This is a genomic window from Variovorax gossypii, assembly GCF_003965815.1.
Lineage (GTDB): Bacteria > Pseudomonadota > Gammaproteobacteria > Burkholderiales > Burkholderiaceae_C > Variovorax > Variovorax gossypii.
The window spans coordinates 391806-406606 of record NZ_RXOE01000004.1 but is presented as its reverse complement, the minus strand read 5'-3'; the positions used below and the strand labels follow the sequence as shown (position 1 = coordinate 406606).

Sequence of the window (14801 nt, the reverse complement as noted above, 5' to 3'; positions counted from 1 at the left end):
ACCCCTGCCCTCCCCCAGAGGGGGAGGGAGGGAGAAAGAAAAACCTAGAAGTCCACGGTGCAGGAGTCGCCGAGCGCCTCGCGCCACACGCGCACGCGAGCCAGCGAGGGCCGCAAGTCCGGCAGCGCATCCGCAATGAACACGCACAGGTTCTCCAGCGTCGGCGGATGCAGCCCCGCCACGTCGTCCAGCAGGTGATGGTCGAGTTGCTCGCGCACGTCTTCCAGCCGGCGGCGCAGCAGCCCCAGGTCGATCACCATCCCCGTCACCGGGTCGCGCTCGCCCGTGAGCCACACCTCCGCGTGGTAGGTGTGGCCGTGGATACGGCGGCTGCCTTCGACTTCGATCTCGCGCTTGAGCGTGTGGGCGGCATCGAAGAAAAAGCGTTGGCTGATGGTGAATCGCATCGTCAAAAACAAAAACTCAGGGAAAAAGGCGGCCGCTTCAGCGGATGCCGGTGATCTTGTGCGTCTGCACGCTGAGGCGCCACGCGGGCCGCTTCATGCATTCGGCAATGCAGAGCTCGGTGTTCGCGACGCGGTCGGGCCCGTCCATGGGCTGCAAAAAACGGTGCGTGAACTCGCCGGTGCGTGCCATCGTGTCGAGGTCGAATTCGGCCTGCGGCCACACCAGCTTCAGCTCCTGGCCGCGCTGCTGCACCCATGGCGCACCGGCCTTGGGGCTGATGCACAGCCAGTCGATGCCCTCGGGCGCCTCGACCGTGCCGTTGCTCTCGACAGCGATACGGAAACGGCGCGCATGCAGCGCGTCGACCAGGGCGGCGTCCACCTGCAGCAGCGGCTCGCCGCCGGTCAGCACCACCAGCCGGTGGTCGGCATCGGCGGCCGGCCATTGCGCGGCGATGGTGTCGGCGAGCTGATCGGCGGTCTTGAACTTGCCGCCCAGCGTGCCGTCGGTGCCGACGAAATCGGTGTCGCAGAAGCGGCAGATGGCGGAGGCGCGGTCTTCCTCGCGGCCGGTCCAGAGGTTGCAGCCTGCGAAGCGGCAGAACACGGCCGGCATGCCGGCCTGGCCGCCTTCGCCCTGCAGCGTGTAGAAGATTTCCTTGACGCTGTAGGTCATGGGGCCGGCGTCTCGATCTCGAGGTTGTCGATCAGGCGCGTGGTGCCCAGGCGCGCGGCGGCCAGCGCCACCAGAGCGTCGCCCGCGGCGGGTGCCTGCAGGTCGGAGCGGCGGCGCAGCACGAGGTAGTCGGGCTGCCAGCCGCGCCCGGTCAGCGTCTGCATGGCGCGTGCCTCTATGGCCGACAGGTCGCGCTCGCCCGAGCGCACCGCCTCGGCCATCGCCTTCAGCGCCTTCGACAGCTGCACGGCCTCGGCACGCTCGCTCTCGCTCAGGTAGCCGTTGCGCGATGAGAGCGCCAGGCCGTCGCCGGCGCGGAAGGTCTCGCCGCCCACGATCTCGATCGGCAGCGCGAACTGTCGGACCATGTGCCGGATCATCATCAGCTGCTGGTAGTCCTTCTTGCCGAACACCGCCACGCGCGGCTGCACGCACTGGAAGAGCTTCATCACCACCGTGCAGACGCCGATGAAGAAGCCGGGGCGGAAGTGCCCTTCGAGGATGTCGGCCAGCGCCGGGTCGGGGTGCACCTTGCAGGTCTGGGGCTCGGGGTAGAGCGCCTTCTCGTCGGGCGCGAACAGCACGTCGCAGCCGGCGGCGCGCAGCTTCTCGCAGTCGCTGTCCCAGGTGCGCGGGTAGGTGTCGAAGTCTTCGTGCGGCAAAAACTGCAGGCGGTTCACGAAGATGCTGGCCACGGTCACGTCGCCCAGCGGCCTGGCCTGCTTCACCAGGGCCAGGTGGCCCTCGTGCAGGTTGCCCATGGTGGGGACGAAGGCGGGGCGCCCGAAGGCGGCCAGGTGGCTGCGCAGGTCGTCGATGGTGTGTGCGATGTGCATGAGGGTTTCCTTCCTTACCAGGCGTGGAGTCGGTCGTCGGGGAAGCTGCCGTCCTTGACGGCCTGAACGTAGGCCTTGAGCGCGGGCAGCACGCCCGGCGCGTCGGCCATGAAGTTGCGCACGAACTTCGGCATCTTCCCGAGGTTGATGCCCAGCATGTCGTGCAGCACGAGCACCTGTCCGGCGGTGGCCTTGCCGGCGCCGATGCCGATGGTGGCGCAGTGCTTCAGCTCGGTCGTGAGTTCGGCGGCCAGCGCAGCCGGCACCATTTCGAGCACCAGCATCGCGGCGCCCGCGTCCTGCAGCGCATGGGCCTGCTGCTTCAGCAGCGCGCCGGCGCTGTCGCCCTTGCCCTGCACGCGGTAGCCGCCGAGCGCGTGCACCGTCTGCGGCGTCAGGCCGAGATGGGCGCACACGGGAATGCCGCGCTCGACCAGGAAGCGCACGGTCTCGGTGGTCCAGCCGCCGCCTTCGAGCTTGACCATGTGTGCGCCGGCCTGCATCAGCACCGTGGCGCTGCGCAGCGCCTGTTCGCGCGACTCCTGATAGCTGCCGAAGGGCAGGTCGGCGATGAGCCAGGCCGTGCCCTGCACCCGGCGCAGGCCGCGCGAGACGCTGTCGGTGTGATAGCGCATGGTGTCCAGGCTTACGCCCACGGTGCTGTTCAGGCCCTGGCAGACCATGCCGAGCGAATCGCCGACCAGCAGGCAGTCGACGCCGGCCGCGTCGGCCATGGCCGCGAAGGTGGCGTCGTAGGCCGTCAGCATCGCGATCTTCTCGCCGCGCGCGTGCATGTCGGCAAGGCGGGGCAGGCTCACGGGCTTGCGCGACGCGGGCGGGGAGGCCGGCGGCAGGGTGCCGTAGGGCGAGGCCGGCGGTGCTTCAGTGGCGGCGGTGGTGGGCGTGGTGTTCGACATGGTTGGGTTTCTCCCTGCGGGCGTCGGTGGCCGGGCATCCTTGAGTGAAGAAAAACGAACGGGTGAGGGTTATCGGTCCGCCGGAGGCGCGAGCACCGTGGGCGCTGTGGGCTCGGCGAGCGAGGGGTAGTCGCGGCTGAAATGCAGGCCACGGCTCTCGTGGCGGGCCTGCGCGGAACGAACGATCAGCTCGGCCACCTGCACCAGGTTGCGCAGTTCGAGCAGGTCGCGCGTGACGTGGAAGTTCGCGTAGAACTCCTGGATCTCTGCCTGCAGCAGCGCGATGCGGTGGCTCGCGCGCTCCAGGCGCTTGTTGGTGCGCACGATGCCGACGTAGTCCCACATGAAGCGGCGCAGTTCGTCCCAGTTGTGGGAGATGACCACGGCCTCGTCGGCGTCGGTGACGCGGCTGTCGTCCCAGGCGGGCAGTTCGGCGCGTTCACGCACCGGCGCCGAGGCAATGGCCCCCGCCGCGGCGCGCGCGAACACCATGCATTCGACCAGCGAGTTGCTGGCCAGCCGGTTCGCGCCGTGCAGGCCGGTGCAGGCGGTCTCGCCGATGGCGTAGAGGCCCGGGATGTCGGTGCGCCCGCTCAGGTCGCTCAGCACGCCGCCGCAGGTGTAGTGCGCGGCCGGCACCACCGGAATGGGCTCGCGCGTGATGTCGATGCCCAGCTCCAGGCAGCGCGCCAGGATGTTGGGGAAATGCTCCTTCAGGAACGCGGCCGGCTGGTGCGAGATGTCGAGATGCACGCAGTCGAGGCCGTGCTTCTTCATCTCGAAGTCGATGGCGCGGGCCACCACGTCGCGCGGCGCGAGTTCGGCGCGCTCGTCGTGCTTCGGCATGAAGCGGGTGCCGTCGGGCAACTTCAGCAGCCCGCCTTCGCCGCGCACCGCCTCGCTGATCAGGAAGGACTTGGCGTGCGGGTGGTACAGGCAGGTCGGGTGGAACTGGATGAACTCCATGTTCGACACCCGGCAGCCCGCGCGCCACGCGGCGGCGATGCCGTCGCCGGTGGCGGTGTCGGGGTTCGTCGTGTACAGGTACACCTTGCCCGCGCCGCCCGTGGCCAGGATGGTGTGCGGCGCACGGAAGGCCAGCACCTCGTCGGTCTGGTCGTCGAGCGCGTAGAGGCCCAGGCAGGCCGGGTCTTCCAGTCCGATCTTGGGGCCGGTGATCAGGTCGACCAGCGTGTGGTGCTCGAACAGCGTGATGTTCGGCGTGCGGCGCACGCGCTCGATCAGCACCTGCTGCACGGCCGCGCCGGTGGCGTCGGTCACGTGCACGATGCGGCGCTGGCTGTGGCCGCCTTCGCGCGTGAGATGCAGGTCGCCGTCTTCTTCCGAGAAGGGCACGCCCAGCTCGCGCAGCCAGCCGATGGCCTCGGGCGCGTGCTCGACCACGAAGCGCGTGGCCTCGGGGTCGCACAGGCCGGCGCCGGCGATCAGCGTGTCTTCCACGTGCGCGTCGAAGCTGTCGCCCGCCGCCAGCACCGCCGCGATGCCGCCTTGCGCCCAGGCGCTGGAGCCGTCGTTCAGCGCGCGCTTGGTCAGCACGGCCACGCGGTGCGTGGGCGCCAGGTGCAGCGCCGCCGAGAGGCCGGCGAGGCCGCTGCCGACGATGAGGACGTCGAAATCGCGCACGGCGGAAGTCACTGGATATGCAAACCGGTTGGGTCAGGCAGGTGAGTAAGCCAGCCGGACGTAGATGGGAGCGAAGGCTTCCGCCTGCGTGATCTCGATCAGCGTCTCCTTCGCGAGCTCCAGCATCGCGATGAAGGTGACGATCAGCACCGGCACGCCGCGCGACACGTCGAAGAGCTTCTCGAACTCGACGAAGCGCTGCCCCTGCAGGTGGCGCAGCACGATGCTCATGTGCTCGCGCACGTTGAGCTCCTCGCGCGAGATCTTGTGGTGCTGCACGAGCTTGGCGCGCTTCATGATGTCGGCCCAGGCGTCGCGCAGCTCGATCACGTCCACGTCGGGAAAGCGCGGCTTCAGCGACTGCTCGATGTAGACCTGCGCCTTCCAGAAGTCGCGGCCGTACTGCGGCATGGCGCTGATGGCGGCGGCCTGCAGCTTGGTCTGCTCGTACTCGAGCAGGCGGCGCACGAGCTCGGCGCGCGGGTCTTCGGCCTCTTCGCCGTCGGCCACCTTCTTGGGCGGCAGCAGCATGCGCGACTTGATCTCGATCAGCATCGCGGCCATCAGCAGGTACTCGGCCGCGAGCTCGAGGTTCGTCTGGCGGATCTCGTCGACGTAGCTCAGGTATTGCCGCGTGAGCCCCGCCATCGGGATGTCGAGGATGTTGAAGTTCTGCTTGCGGATCAGGTAGAGCAGCAGGTCCAGCGGGCCTTCGAAGGCCTCCAGGAACACCTGCAGCGCCTCGGGCGGGATGTACAGGTCCTTCGGCATCGCGAAGAGCGGCTCTCCATAGAGCCTCGCGAGCGCGACCTGGTCGACCACCTCGGGCATGTCGACCACCAGCGTGCCGTTGTCCTCGTCGCCGTTCATTGGGGCGATGCTACTTTTTCAATAGCGGCCGACACAGTGCGGACGGGGGTGTGCTGCCAATTCGGCATCGGGGAAGGGCTTACTTGGCCTGGGTCTGGTAGACGTAGGGCTGCATCGGCACGCGGGCTTCGCTGTACTCCTCGAGCAGGCTGCGGTCGAGGTGCTTGTCCCAGAGCAGGGCGCGGCCGGCGCGCTGTTCGGCCTCCAGCGTCGGCTTCTTTTCCTTCATCTCCTCGATGAAGTTCGTGATCTCGGAGGTGTAGTGGGGGCGGCGGAAGATGGACATAGACTGGACCTTTGTTGGCGCGAATTTTACCGGGGACGGCATGAAGCGAATTCAGGGTTGGCGGATCGGCATGGTTACGGGGTGTCTGGCGGCGGCGATCGGGCTCGCCGCCTGCGACCCGAAGAACATCAGCGAGCTGGAGGAGGGCGTGTCCACCGAGGCCGACGTCCGCGCGCGCTTCGGCGAGCCCGAGAACATCTGGGACGCCCCCGGACGCGGCCGTGTGTTCGAGTACAACCGCCAGCCCGCGGGCCAGAAGAACTACATGATCACCATCGGCCCCGACGGCAAGATGAGCGCGTTGCGCCAGGTGCTCACGCCCGAGAACTTCGCGAAGGTTCAGCCCGGCATGATGATGGAAGACCTGCGCAAGATGCTCGGCAAGCCCGCCAAGGTGACGCCCTATGCGCTCAGGCGCGAGACCGAATGGGAGTGGCGCTGGGTGCAGCCGCCCAACTCCGCCATGGTCTTCACCGCCACGCTGAACGACGACCAGCGCGTGGTGCGCAGCGGCTCCTCGCCCGACCGGGGCACCGAGGCCCCGTAACGCTGCAGCTACCCGCCGTGGGACGCGCCGGGCCTGCCCGTCGTCAGCTCCTCGGCAAAGCCCGATCGTTCCAGCACCTCCAGGGGCTGCGGCTGCAGCGACTCGATGCGAAGCACCCCGTCGCGTGCCAGCACCGCCCGGTGCAGCTGCCGCAGGGCGTCGACGCCGGTTGCGTCGATGTAGATGAGGTGCGTGGCGTCCAGCACCAGCGTCATGCCGCGCGGTGCGCGCTCGGCGGCGTTCACCGTCTCGTCGAGCTTGGCTGCCGCGCCGAAGAACAGCGCACCGTAGAGCCGGTAGGTGAGCACCGGTGGCTGCAGCGTGACCAGCTCGACCTCGAAGAGCCCGCTCATGCGCCGGATGAAGAGCGCGCAGGCCAGCACGATGCCCACCTGCACCGCCACCGTCAGGTCGAACACCACCGTGAGGAAGAAGGTGCCCAGCATCAGCAGCCGGTAGTGGCGGCTGAAGTGCCGCAGCTGCGTGGGCGTGAACTCGCGCCATTCGCCCATGTTCAGGCCCACGAACACCAGGATGCCCGCCAGCACCGCGAGCGGCACGTGGCGCGCCAGCGGCGCTGCCAGCAGCACCACGATCAGCAGCGTCAGCGCATGCACCATGCCCGCGACCGGCGAGCTTCCGCCCGAACGGATGTTGGTCACGGTGCGCGCGATGGTGCCCGTGGCCGGCATGCCGCCGAAGAAAGGCGTGACCACGTTCGCGATGCCCTGCGCCATCAGCTCCTGGTTGGGGTCGTGGCGCGGCTGGCCGCTGATCTGGTCGGACACGCGCGCGCACAGCAGCGACTCGATGGCGCCGAGCAGCGCGATGGTCAGCGTCGGCGTCACGAGCTGCTTGACCGTCTCCCACGAGAAATCGGGCAGCGCGAAAGCCGGCACGCCCTCGGGAATTCCGCCGAAGCGCGTGCCGATGGTTTCCACCGGCAGCTCGAAGCCCCATGACACCAGCGTGAGCGTGACCAGCGCCACGATGGGCCCCGGCATGCGTGCGCCCACCTGCACGGCCCGCATGCGCGCCACCGGGCCCACGAGGCGCAGCACCGCGCTGCCCACCTTCGAGTTCTCGCGCAGCAGCAGCGGCCACAGCAGCAACCCGCCCACGCAGGCGATGCCCAGCGCGAAGGCATACGGGTTGAAGGTGCCGATCTGCAGCGCCATCGCATGCAGCTGCGAGAACACGTCGGCCGGCATCTTCGCCACCGTCAGCCCGAGCAGGTCTTTCAACTGCGACAGCAGGATCAGCACCGCGATGCCGTTGGTGAAGCCCACCACGATCGACAGCGGCACGAAGCGCACCAGCCGCCCCAGCCCGAACAGCCCCGCCAGGAACAGCAGCACGCCCGCGCAGGCGGTGGCGATCAGCAGGTTCGCCACGCCATAGCGCTCGACGATGCCGTAGACGATCACGATGAACGCGCCCGCCGGCCCGCCGATCTGCACCGCCGAGCCGCCCAGCAGCGAGATCAGGAAGCCCGCGATGATCGCCGTCCAGATGCCAGCCTCGGGCTTGAGCCCTGAGGCGATGGCGAAGGCCATGGCCAGCGGCAGCGCAACGATGCCCACCGTGGCGCCTGCGCCCAGGTCCTTGAAGAAGCGCTCGCGGTCGTACCCCGCGAGCGCGTCCAGCAGGCGCGGACGGAAGCGGGTGAGGTTCAGCGGGGAGTGCATGGAGCGCTCATTCTGGACTGGCCTCGAGCGCCCGGGCTACTTGCGCAGCTTGTGGATGAGGAACGCCTCCAGCAGTTCCACCGCCTTGCGCCCCGGCAGCGGCGCCGTGGCGAGCCACACCTCGGAGTCGGGCAGCGATGGCATGCCCTCCTTCGCGCCCAGGATCTTCAGCCGCTTCGAGATGGTGGCCTCGCGGAACACGCCCACCGCGATGCCCGCGCGCACCGCCGCCTCGAGCCCGGTGACGCTGGTGCTGGTGTAGGCGATGCGCCACGGAATGCCCGCGCGGTCCAGCGCGCGCGTGGCCCAGTCGCGCAGCATCGCGCCCTCGGGGTTCAGCGCCAGCGGCAGCGGCCGCTGCAGGTGCGTGGTCGACGAGGCGGTGGAGGCCCAGACGATGCGCGACTTCGTCAGCCGCAGCCCTTCGCCCGAGCCCACCGCGCCCACGCCGATCACCATGTCGTAGCGCGAGCCCAGCTCCGCATGCATGGCCGACGACACGCCGTGGTGCAGCTCCACGTGGATGCGCGGGTGCTGCCTGCAGAACTCCGCGATGAGCACCGGCAGCACGCGCGTGGCGTAGTGCTCGATGGAGCCGATGCGGATGCTGCCCGACACCTCCTGCCTGTCGACGTCGTGGAAGAGCTGGTCGTTCAGGCCCAGCATCTGGCGCGCCAGCGGCAGCAGCTGCAGGCCCTCGGGCGTGGGCGCGAGCTGGCGCGTGTCGCGCGCCACCAGCTGCACGCCGAGCTGCTCCTCGAGCCGGCGCAGCTGCATGCTCACCGCCGACTGCGTGCGCGACAGCGCCTTGGCGGCGGTGGTGAAGCTGCCGATGCGCACCACCGTGTCGAACACGCGCAGCAGGTCGATGTCCACCGTGTGGCTTCGGGGGGCGACGTGGGCGGGGCGGATGTTCCTTGCGGGCATGGGCGTCTTCCGGGAGGGCTTCAGGTCATCAAGGAACGTGATGGAAGAGATAAGAAACCATCACGTTTCGCGCTGGATTGTGGGCCAAGAATCCGGCTCACGACAACGCAAACGGAGACAAGACATGCCCTATCCGATGGTTTTCATCCCGCGACGGCGGCGCCTGCTGCAGGGCGCGCTGGCCGCTTCGGTCGCGCCGGTGCTGGCCTTTCCGGCACGGGCCGCCGCGCCCTGGCCGCAGAAGGCCGTGCGGCTGGTCGTCGGCTTCCCGCCGGGGTCGTCGCCCGACGCGCTGGCACGCACCGTGGCCGATCCGCTGGCGCAGGCGCTGGGCCAGCCGGTCATCGTCGAGAACAAGGTCGGCGCGGCCGGCACCATCGGCGTCAACGCGGTGGCGAAGGCCACCGACGGCCACACCATCGGCCTTACCGGCAACGGCCCGCTCACCACCGCGAAGGCGCTCAACCCCGCCACGCCCTACGACGTGGCGCACGACCTGCGCCCCATCTCGCTGGTGGCCAGCAGCCCCTTCGTGCTGGCCGGCAGCACCGACATGCCCGCCACCGACCTGCGCGGCCTGCTGGCCCACGCCAGGGCGCAGGGCGACCGCCTGAGCTACGGCTCGGTCGGGCCCGGCTCGGGCTCGCACCTGGCGATGGAACTGCTGAAGACGCTCACCGGCATCCAGGCCGTGCACGTGCCGTTCCCAGGCTTCCCGCAGGTGGCGACGGCGCTGATGGGCAAGCAGATCGACCTGTCGTTCATGATCCCGTCGATCGCCGCGCCGCAGGCGAAGAACGGGCGGCTGCGCATGTACGGCGTGAGCACCGCCGCGCCCTTCGCCGCCTTCGCCGAGGTGCCGCCGATCCAGCCCGCGCTGGGCGCCGGCAAGGCCTTCGACGTGGCGTCGTGGAACGCCGTCTTCGGCCCGGCGGGCATGCCGCAGCCGGTGGCGCAGCGGCTGTCCGACGAGATCGCGCGCATCCTGAAGGCGCCCGACATGCGCCAGCGCCTGTTCGACCAGGGCTGGCAGGCGCTCGGCACCGCGCCCGACGCGCTGGCCCGCAAGATCGTCGACGACACGGCGATGTGGGGCGACGTCATCAGGCGCACCGGCGCGCGCAGCGAGTAGGCGGGCCGGCATGAAGCGCAGGAACCTCTTCGCAGGTGTAGCGGGTGCGGCGGGCATCGCCGCAGCCGGGCTCGTCCCGTCGTCGCAAGCGGCTGGCCGGCCTTCGACCTTCGTGCTCGTGCACGGCGCGTGGCACGGCGGCTGGTGCTGGTCGCGCGTGGCATCGCGGCTGCGCGCCTCCGGCCACACGGTGTTCACGCCCACGCTCACCGGGCTGGGCGAGCGCCGGCACCTCATCTCGCCGCAGGTCAACCTCGACACGCACATCGACGACGTCGTCAACCTGCTGCAGTTCGAGGAGCTCGAGCGCGTTGTGCTGGTCGGCCACAGCTACGCGGGCATCGTGATCTCCGGCGTGGCCGACCGCGCCGCGGCGCGCCTGCGCCAGCTGGTGTTTCTCGATTCGCTGCTGCTCGATTCCGGCAAGAGCCTGTTCTCCGACTTTCCGCCGGCGGTGGTGGAGCAGCGCCTGAAGGCCATCCGCGACACCGGCGGCGGCGTGGGCGCGGCAGCCGCCCTGCCGCCCGCCGCCTTCGGCGTGAAGGACCCGGCCGACGCGGCCTGGGTCGCGCGCAATCTCACGCCGCAGCCCGTGGGCACCTACCTGCAGCCGCTGCTGCTGAAGGCCCCGCAGGGCAACGGCCTGCCGAAGACCTACATCGAGTGCACCGGCGATCCCATCGCCACGCTCGAACCCACAAAGGCGCGCGTGCGCGCCGACGCCGGCTGGCAGCTGCGCATGCTGGCCACCGGCCATGACGCGATGGTCACGGCGCCCGGGCCGCTGGCCGAGCTGCTGGCCGAACTCGCCGCATCCACTTCATCCACCTGAAAGCTCCACGATGGGAACCCTGACCCCCGAAGAACGCCATTTCTTCCGCTCCGACGTCAACGCGCGCGACAGCGAACGCAAGCAGCGCCAGCCGCAAGGCCACATCACCGAGCCGGCGCGCCAGGTGCCGGTGCACGAGCGCTGCGACGTGCTGGTGCTCGGCGGCGGGCCGTCGGGCGTGGCGGCCGCGGTCGCGGCAGCGCGCAGCGGCGCGCGCGTGGTGCTGCTGGAGCGCTACAACCACCTGGGCGGCCTTTCCACCGGCGGGCTGGTGATCTGGATCGACCGCATGACCGACTGGTCGGGCCGGCACGTCATCCACGGCCTTGCAGCCGAGTTCATGGAGCGCCTGGGCCGCGACGCCGTGGCCGGCCCGCCGCGCGAGGACTGGGGCTCGCGCGACACCGCGAAGGCCGACTACTGGTCGCTGCGCACCGCCGCGTTCCACGGCGTGGTCACGCATTCGCCCACCATCGACCCCGAGATGCTCAAGGGCGTGTACCACCAGATGGTGCGCGAGGCCGGCGTCGACCTGATCCTGCACGGCTGGATGGTCGCGCCCATCGCCGAAGAAGGGCGCGTGAAGGGTGCTGTGTTCGAGAGCAAGCAAGGCCGCCGCGCCATTCTTGCCAGCGTGGTGGTCGACACCACGGGCGAGGGCGATCTCTACGCGGCGGCGGGCGCGGCGTTCTCGTCGGACATCGACGCGCACGACATCCACCACTGCATCAACACCTCGTGGCTGTTCGCGGGCGTGGACATGCGGCGCTGGCTGGACTTCCGCGCGCACGAGCCGCAGGCCTACTCTGCATTCCTGGCGCGCGGGCGCGAGACGCTGGGCAGCTTCGAGAAGCCCATCGTCTCGTGGCGCGACGACGTGGCCACCTTCCTCGGGCCGCGCAAGTCGGGCTTCAGCGCGCTCGACGTGGACGAGATGACGCAGGTCGAGTGGGAGTCGCGCAAGAGCATGGCCGAGCACCTGGCCTTCTACCGAGCGCATGCGCCGGGCTTCGAGAACGCCTGGCACATGCTCATGGCGCCGCAGATCGGCACGCGCCACGGCCGCCGGCTGGTGGGCGTGAAGAGCGTGCGGCGCGGCGCGTGGGACGCGGGCGCGGTGGAGGCCGACGAGGTGGGCATCAGCCCGAGCCCGTCGCCGAAGTTTCCGAACATCTCCGTGCCCTACGGCGCGCTGGTGCCCGAGAAGCTCGACGGCGTGCTCGCGGCGGGCAAGCACATCTCGTGCGACACCAACTCGCACGGCTTCATGCGCGAGATTCCTCAGTGCTGGCTGACGGGGCAGGCGGCCGGCACGGCGGCGGCGCTCGCGGCCGACGCGGGCGTGCTGCCGCGCGACGTGGACGTCAGGCGGCTGCAGGCGCTGTTGACGGCACAGGGTGTGCCCCTGAGGCAGGCTGCGGCCGAAACGCCGCGGGCGCACACTGCCGAGGCATGAACTTCCGCCTGTCGCTCGCCCACCTCGGGATGCTCGACGCCGCGCCGCCCCGGCTGGTGGAGGCCGCGCACGCGGCGGGCTTCGCGGGCGTCGGCATCCGCCTGAACCCCGCGCGCCTTGGCGAAGCGCCGTTCCCGATGGCCGTGGGCGGCGAGATGCTGCGGGAGACCTCGGCGCGCCTGCGCGACCTGGGGCTGCGCGTGCACGACGTGGAGATCGTGCGCATCGGGCCCGGTTTCGACGCGGCGCCGCTCGCGGGCGTGCTCGAATCGGCCGAGGCGCTGGGCGCGCGCTGCCTCATGGTCAACGTGGACGACAGCGACGCCGCGCGCGCGGGCGACAGCCTCGCGGCGCTGGCCGAACGCGCGCGGCCGCACGGGCTCGCGCTCGGCGTGGAATTCATGATCTACACGGCCGCGCGCTCGCTGCGGGCGGCGCAGCAGCTCGTGGCCGCGTCGAGAAGCGACACGGCGCGCGTGGTGATCGACGCGCTGCATTTCTTCCGCGCCGGCTGCGTGCCCGACGACATGCAAGGCACGCACATCGACCGGTACTTCATGCAGATCAACGACGCGCCCGCCCGGCGCCATCCGGGCCTGTCGCCCGGGGAAGAGGGGCGGGCGCACCGGCTCTTTCCCGGCGAGGGCGAACTGCCGGTGCATCGCCTGCTCATGCATCTCGCGCCCGATGCGCTGCTGTCGGTCGAGGCCCCCAGCGCGATCCGCATGGCCACGCTCGATCCGCATGCGCGCGCCGCCGCGGCCTTCCGCACCACCACCGAATTCCTTCACAGAAACGGCCATGCCCATGCCTGACGACATCCTCCCCGACACCGCCCTCGACTGGAGCGGCCTGAAGCTCGACGGCAGGACCGCCGTGCTCGGCATCATCGGCGACCCCGTCGCGCAGGTGAAGGCGCCGCTGCCGCTCACCAGGCTGCTGCAGCGGCGCGGCATCAACGCGGTGCTCGTGCCGCTGCATGTGCGGGCGGCCGACGTGGCGCCGCTGCTGCAGACGCTGCTCGCGGTGCGCAACGTGGCGGGCGTGGTCGTCACCGTGCCGCACAAGCAGCTCGTGGCCGGCCTGCCCATCGAAACGCTGCGCGCCGCGCGCGAGGCGCGGGCGGTGAACGTCGTCCGCCGCAAGGGCGATGCGTGGCAGGGCGACCTGCTCGACGGTGCGGGCTTTGTCTCGGGGCTCGTGCGCAACGGCTTCGACGTGAATGGCCGCAGCGTGGGGCTCGCGGGCGCGGGTGGCGCGGGCAACGCCATCGCCTTCGCGCTGGCCGCAGCCGGCGCGGCGCGCATCGACGTGCGCGATGCCGACGACGCGAAACGCGCGGACCTCGTCGATCGGCTGCGCGCGCTGGGCCATGCCGCGGGCGACTGGGACGCCGCGAGCCCGCGCGACCTGCTCGTCAACGCCACGCCGGCCGGCATGCGCGATGGCGATCCGCTGCCCATCGCGCCATCGGCGATCCGCGCCGGCCAGACCGTGGCCGACGTCATCATGGAGCCGCACACCACGCCGCTTCTCGCGCTGGCCCAGCGCCAGGGCGCGCGCATCGTGCACGGCCGCCACATGATGGACGAGCAGCTGGAGCGCATGGCCGACTTCTTCGCCGAGGCCCTGCAATGAGCCGCACGCCGTTCTTCCCCGGCTTCGCGGTGCACGACGTGCCGCTGGGCGATGCCGTCATCCACGCCGAAGTCGGCGGCAGCGGACCGCCGCTGCTGTTGCTGCACGGCTATCCGCAGACGCACGTGGCCTGGCATCGCATCGCGCCGACGCTGGCCCGGCATTTCACCGTGGTCGCGCCCGACCTGCGCGGCTATGGCGACAGCACCGGCCCGGCCGGAGACCCGCTGCACGTCAACCACAGCAAGCGCACGCTGGCGGCCGACAAGCTCGCGCTGATGCGCGCCCTGGGCTTCACCCGCTTCGCCGTCATGGGCCACGACCGCGGCGCGCGCGTGGGCTACCGGCTGTGCCTTGATTCGCCGGAGGCGGTGAACTGCTTCGTCTCGCTCACCGTGGTGCCGACCGAGGAAATGTGGAAGCGCGCCGGCATGGCCTTCGGGCTCAAGGCCTTCCACTGGTACCTGTTCGCGCAGCCCTTCGACCTGCCCGAGCGCATGCTGCGCGCCGACCCGGCCTACTACCTCGACTGGGCGCTGCGCAACGCGGTGCAGAAGGTCGATGCCGTCACGCCGCAGGCGCTGGCCGAATACCACCGCGCCTTTGCAAAGGAGTCGGTGCGCCACGCGATCGTGGAGGACTACCGGGCCGCAGCCTCCATCGACCTGCAGCACGACCGCGCCGACCTTGCCGCGGGGCGCCGCATCGCGTGTCCGGTGCAGGTGCTGTGGAGCGCGTCGAACACCGCGAAGCCCGATCCGCTCGAGATCTGGAAGATTTGGGCGGACGAGGTCGAAGGCGGGACCATCGACTGCGGCCACCAGATGGCGGAAGAGGCGCCCGACGAGGTGCTGGCGCGGGTTCTGCCGTTCCTGCTGCGGCACGCCCGGTCGGTCTGATCGGCCTGGTCGCCGAAGGAAAACTTTCGGTCGACTTATTCAAAAC

The 14801-nt window shown here is 70.3% G+C and carries 16 protein-coding genes; 7 read left to right on the top strand and 9 right to left on the bottom strand.

Annotated elements, in window-relative coordinates:
- Positions 1-44 precede the first annotated feature (44 nt).
- From EJP69_RS18760 to EJP69_RS18730, 7 genes are all read right to left on the bottom strand, one after another.
- Complete coding sequence (locus EJP69_RS18760) at positions 45-407, bottom strand: 6-pyruvoyl trahydropterin synthase family protein (protein ID WP_093198488.1); 363 nt, start codon at positions 405-407, stop codon at positions 45-47.
- Between the two features lie 37 nt (positions 408-444).
- Positions 445-1083, bottom strand: coding sequence for a 7-carboxy-7-deazaguanine synthase (gene queE / locus EJP69_RS18755; RefSeq protein ID WP_126472017.1), 639 nt, complete (start codon positions 1081-1083; stop codon positions 445-447).
- Complete coding sequence (gene panC / locus EJP69_RS18750; RefSeq protein WP_126472016.1) at positions 1080-1919, bottom strand: pantoate--beta-alanine ligase; 840 nt, start codon at positions 1917-1919, stop codon at positions 1080-1082. Before panC ends, queE begins: the two co-directional genes overlap by 4 nt.
- Before the next feature lie 14 nt (positions 1920-1933).
- Entirely contained in the window at positions 1934-2836 is a 903-nt protein-coding gene (gene panB / locus EJP69_RS18745) for a 3-methyl-2-oxobutanoate hydroxymethyltransferase (RefSeq protein ID WP_126472014.1), read from the bottom strand.
- Between the two features lie 69 nt (positions 2837-2905).
- The gene (nadB, locus tag EJP69_RS18740) at positions 2906-4480 is read right to left on the bottom strand and encodes an L-aspartate oxidase (RefSeq protein ID WP_206169352.1); all 1575 of its coding nucleotides are present in this window, start codon (positions 4478-4480) and stop codon (positions 2906-2908) included.
- 33 nt (positions 4481-4513) lie between these two features.
- A complete protein-coding gene (locus EJP69_RS18735; protein WP_093198174.1) occupies positions 4514-5350 on the bottom strand; it encodes a segregation and condensation protein A in 837 nt (278 codons plus the stop codon).
- Between the two features lie 79 nt (positions 5351-5429).
- The gene (locus EJP69_RS18730) at positions 5430-5636 is read right to left on the bottom strand and encodes a DUF3460 family protein (RefSeq protein ID WP_093058036.1); all 207 of its coding nucleotides are present in this window, start codon (positions 5634-5636) and stop codon (positions 5430-5432) included.
- A 70-nt stretch (positions 5637-5706) separates the two neighbouring features.
- On the opposite strand from EJP69_RS18730, the gene EJP69_RS18725 reads away from it, so the two are divergent.
- Positions 5707-6183 carry an outer membrane protein assembly factor BamE gene (locus tag EJP69_RS18725; RefSeq protein WP_093198171.1) on the top strand — a complete coding sequence of 159 codons (477 nt, stop codon included), beginning with the start codon at positions 5707-5709 and terminating at the stop codon, positions 6181-6183.
- Between the two features lie 8 nt (positions 6184-6191).
- On the opposite strand, the gene EJP69_RS18720 is transcribed toward EJP69_RS18725, so the two are convergent.
- Together EJP69_RS18720 and EJP69_RS18715 are read right to left on the bottom strand one after the other, a co-directional pair.
- Positions 6192-7871: a SulP family inorganic anion transporter gene (locus tag EJP69_RS18720; RefSeq protein WP_126472011.1), complete on the bottom strand. Its 1680-nt coding sequence runs from the start codon at positions 7869-7871 to the stop codon at positions 6192-6194.
- Between the two features lie 36 nt (positions 7872-7907).
- Entirely contained in the window at positions 7908-8798 is an 891-nt protein-coding gene (locus EJP69_RS18715) for a LysR substrate-binding domain-containing protein (protein WP_093198166.1), read from the bottom strand.
- 124 nt (positions 8799-8922) lie between these two features.
- Here EJP69_RS18715 and EJP69_RS18710 point away from each other — a divergent pair, with 124 nt between their 5' ends.
- The 6 genes from EJP69_RS18710 to EJP69_RS18690 are packed head-to-tail and all read left to right on the top strand — an operon-like array spanning position 8923 to position 14755.
- Positions 8923-9930: a Bug family tripartite tricarboxylate transporter substrate binding protein gene (locus EJP69_RS18710; protein ID WP_240652199.1), complete on the top strand. Its 1008-nt coding sequence runs from the start codon at positions 8923-8925 to the stop codon at positions 9928-9930.
- Positions 9931-9940: 10 nt separating this feature from the next.
- Positions 9941-10762: an alpha/beta fold hydrolase gene (locus EJP69_RS18705; RefSeq protein ID WP_126472009.1), complete on the top strand. Its 822-nt coding sequence runs from the start codon at positions 9941-9943 to the stop codon at positions 10760-10762.
- A gap of 10 nt (positions 10763-10772) precedes the next feature.
- Complete coding sequence (locus EJP69_RS18700; RefSeq protein WP_126472007.1) at positions 10773-12218, top strand: FAD-dependent oxidoreductase; 1446 nt, start codon at positions 10773-10775, stop codon at positions 12216-12218.
- Positions 12215-13033, top strand: coding sequence for a sugar phosphate isomerase/epimerase family protein (locus EJP69_RS29510; RefSeq protein ID WP_170217157.1), 819 nt, complete (start codon positions 12215-12217; stop codon positions 13031-13033). The genes EJP69_RS18700 and EJP69_RS29510 overlap by 4 nt, the downstream gene beginning before the upstream one ends.
- Positions 13020-13856 (top strand): shikimate dehydrogenase family protein, encoded by an 837-nt coding sequence (locus tag EJP69_RS18695; RefSeq protein ID WP_170217156.1) that lies wholly within the window; start codon positions 13020-13022, stop codon positions 13854-13856. Before EJP69_RS29510 ends, EJP69_RS18695 begins: the two co-directional genes overlap by 14 nt.
- Positions 13853-14755 (top strand): alpha/beta fold hydrolase, encoded by a 903-nt coding sequence (locus EJP69_RS18690; RefSeq protein ID WP_126472003.1) that lies wholly within the window; start codon positions 13853-13855, stop codon positions 14753-14755. The genes EJP69_RS18695 and EJP69_RS18690 overlap by 4 nt, the downstream gene beginning before the upstream one ends.
- Positions 14756-14801: the final 46 nt, after the last annotated feature.

Excerpts from the sequence above, each read along its gene's own strand:
- EJP69_RS18760 (WP_093198488.1), bottom strand. The coding sequence starts at position 407 with ATGCGATTCACCATCAGCCAACGCTTTTTCTTCGATGCCGCCCACACG.
- queE (WP_126472017.1), bottom strand. The coding sequence starts at position 1,083 with ATGACCTACAGCGTCAAGGAAATCTTCTACACGCTGCAGGGCGAAGGC.
- panC (WP_126472016.1), bottom strand. The coding sequence starts at position 1,919 with ATGCACATCGCACACACCATCGACGACCTGCGCAGCCACCTGGCCGCC.
- panB (WP_126472014.1), bottom strand. The coding sequence starts at position 2,836 with ATGTCGAACACCACGCCCACCACCGCCGCCACTGAAGCACCGCCGGCC.
- EJP69_RS18735 (WP_093198174.1), bottom strand. The coding sequence starts at position 5,350 with ATGAACGGCGACGAGGACAACGGCACGCTGGTGGTCGACATGCCCGAG.
- EJP69_RS18730 (WP_093058036.1), bottom strand. The coding sequence starts at position 5,636 with ATGTCCATCTTCCGCCGCCCCCACTACACCTCCGAGATCACGAACTTC.
- EJP69_RS18725 (WP_093198171.1), top strand. The coding sequence starts at position 5,707 with ATGGTTACGGGGTGTCTGGCGGCGGCGATCGGGCTCGCCGCCTGCGAC.
- EJP69_RS18720 (WP_126472011.1), bottom strand. The coding sequence starts at position 7,871 with ATGCACTCCCCGCTGAACCTCACCCGCTTCCGTCCGCGCCTGCTGGAC.
- EJP69_RS18715 (WP_093198166.1), bottom strand. The coding sequence starts at position 8,798 with ATGCCCGCAAGGAACATCCGCCCCGCCCACGTCGCCCCCCGAAGCCAC.
- EJP69_RS18710 (WP_240652199.1), top strand. The coding sequence starts at position 8,923 with ATGCCCTATCCGATGGTTTTCATCCCGCGACGGCGGCGCCTGCTGCAG.
- EJP69_RS18705 (WP_126472009.1), top strand. The coding sequence starts at position 9,941 with ATGAAGCGCAGGAACCTCTTCGCAGGTGTAGCGGGTGCGGCGGGCATC.
- EJP69_RS18700 (WP_126472007.1), top strand. The coding sequence starts at position 10,773 with ATGGGAACCCTGACCCCCGAAGAACGCCATTTCTTCCGCTCCGACGTC.
- EJP69_RS29510 (WP_170217157.1), top strand. The coding sequence starts at position 12,215 with ATGAACTTCCGCCTGTCGCTCGCCCACCTCGGGATGCTCGACGCCGCG.
- EJP69_RS18695 (WP_170217156.1), top strand. The coding sequence starts at position 13,020 with ATGCCCATGCCTGACGACATCCTCCCCGACACCGCCCTCGACTGGAGC.
- EJP69_RS18690 (WP_126472003.1), top strand. The coding sequence starts at position 13,853 with ATGAGCCGCACGCCGTTCTTCCCCGGCTTCGCGGTGCACGACGTGCCG.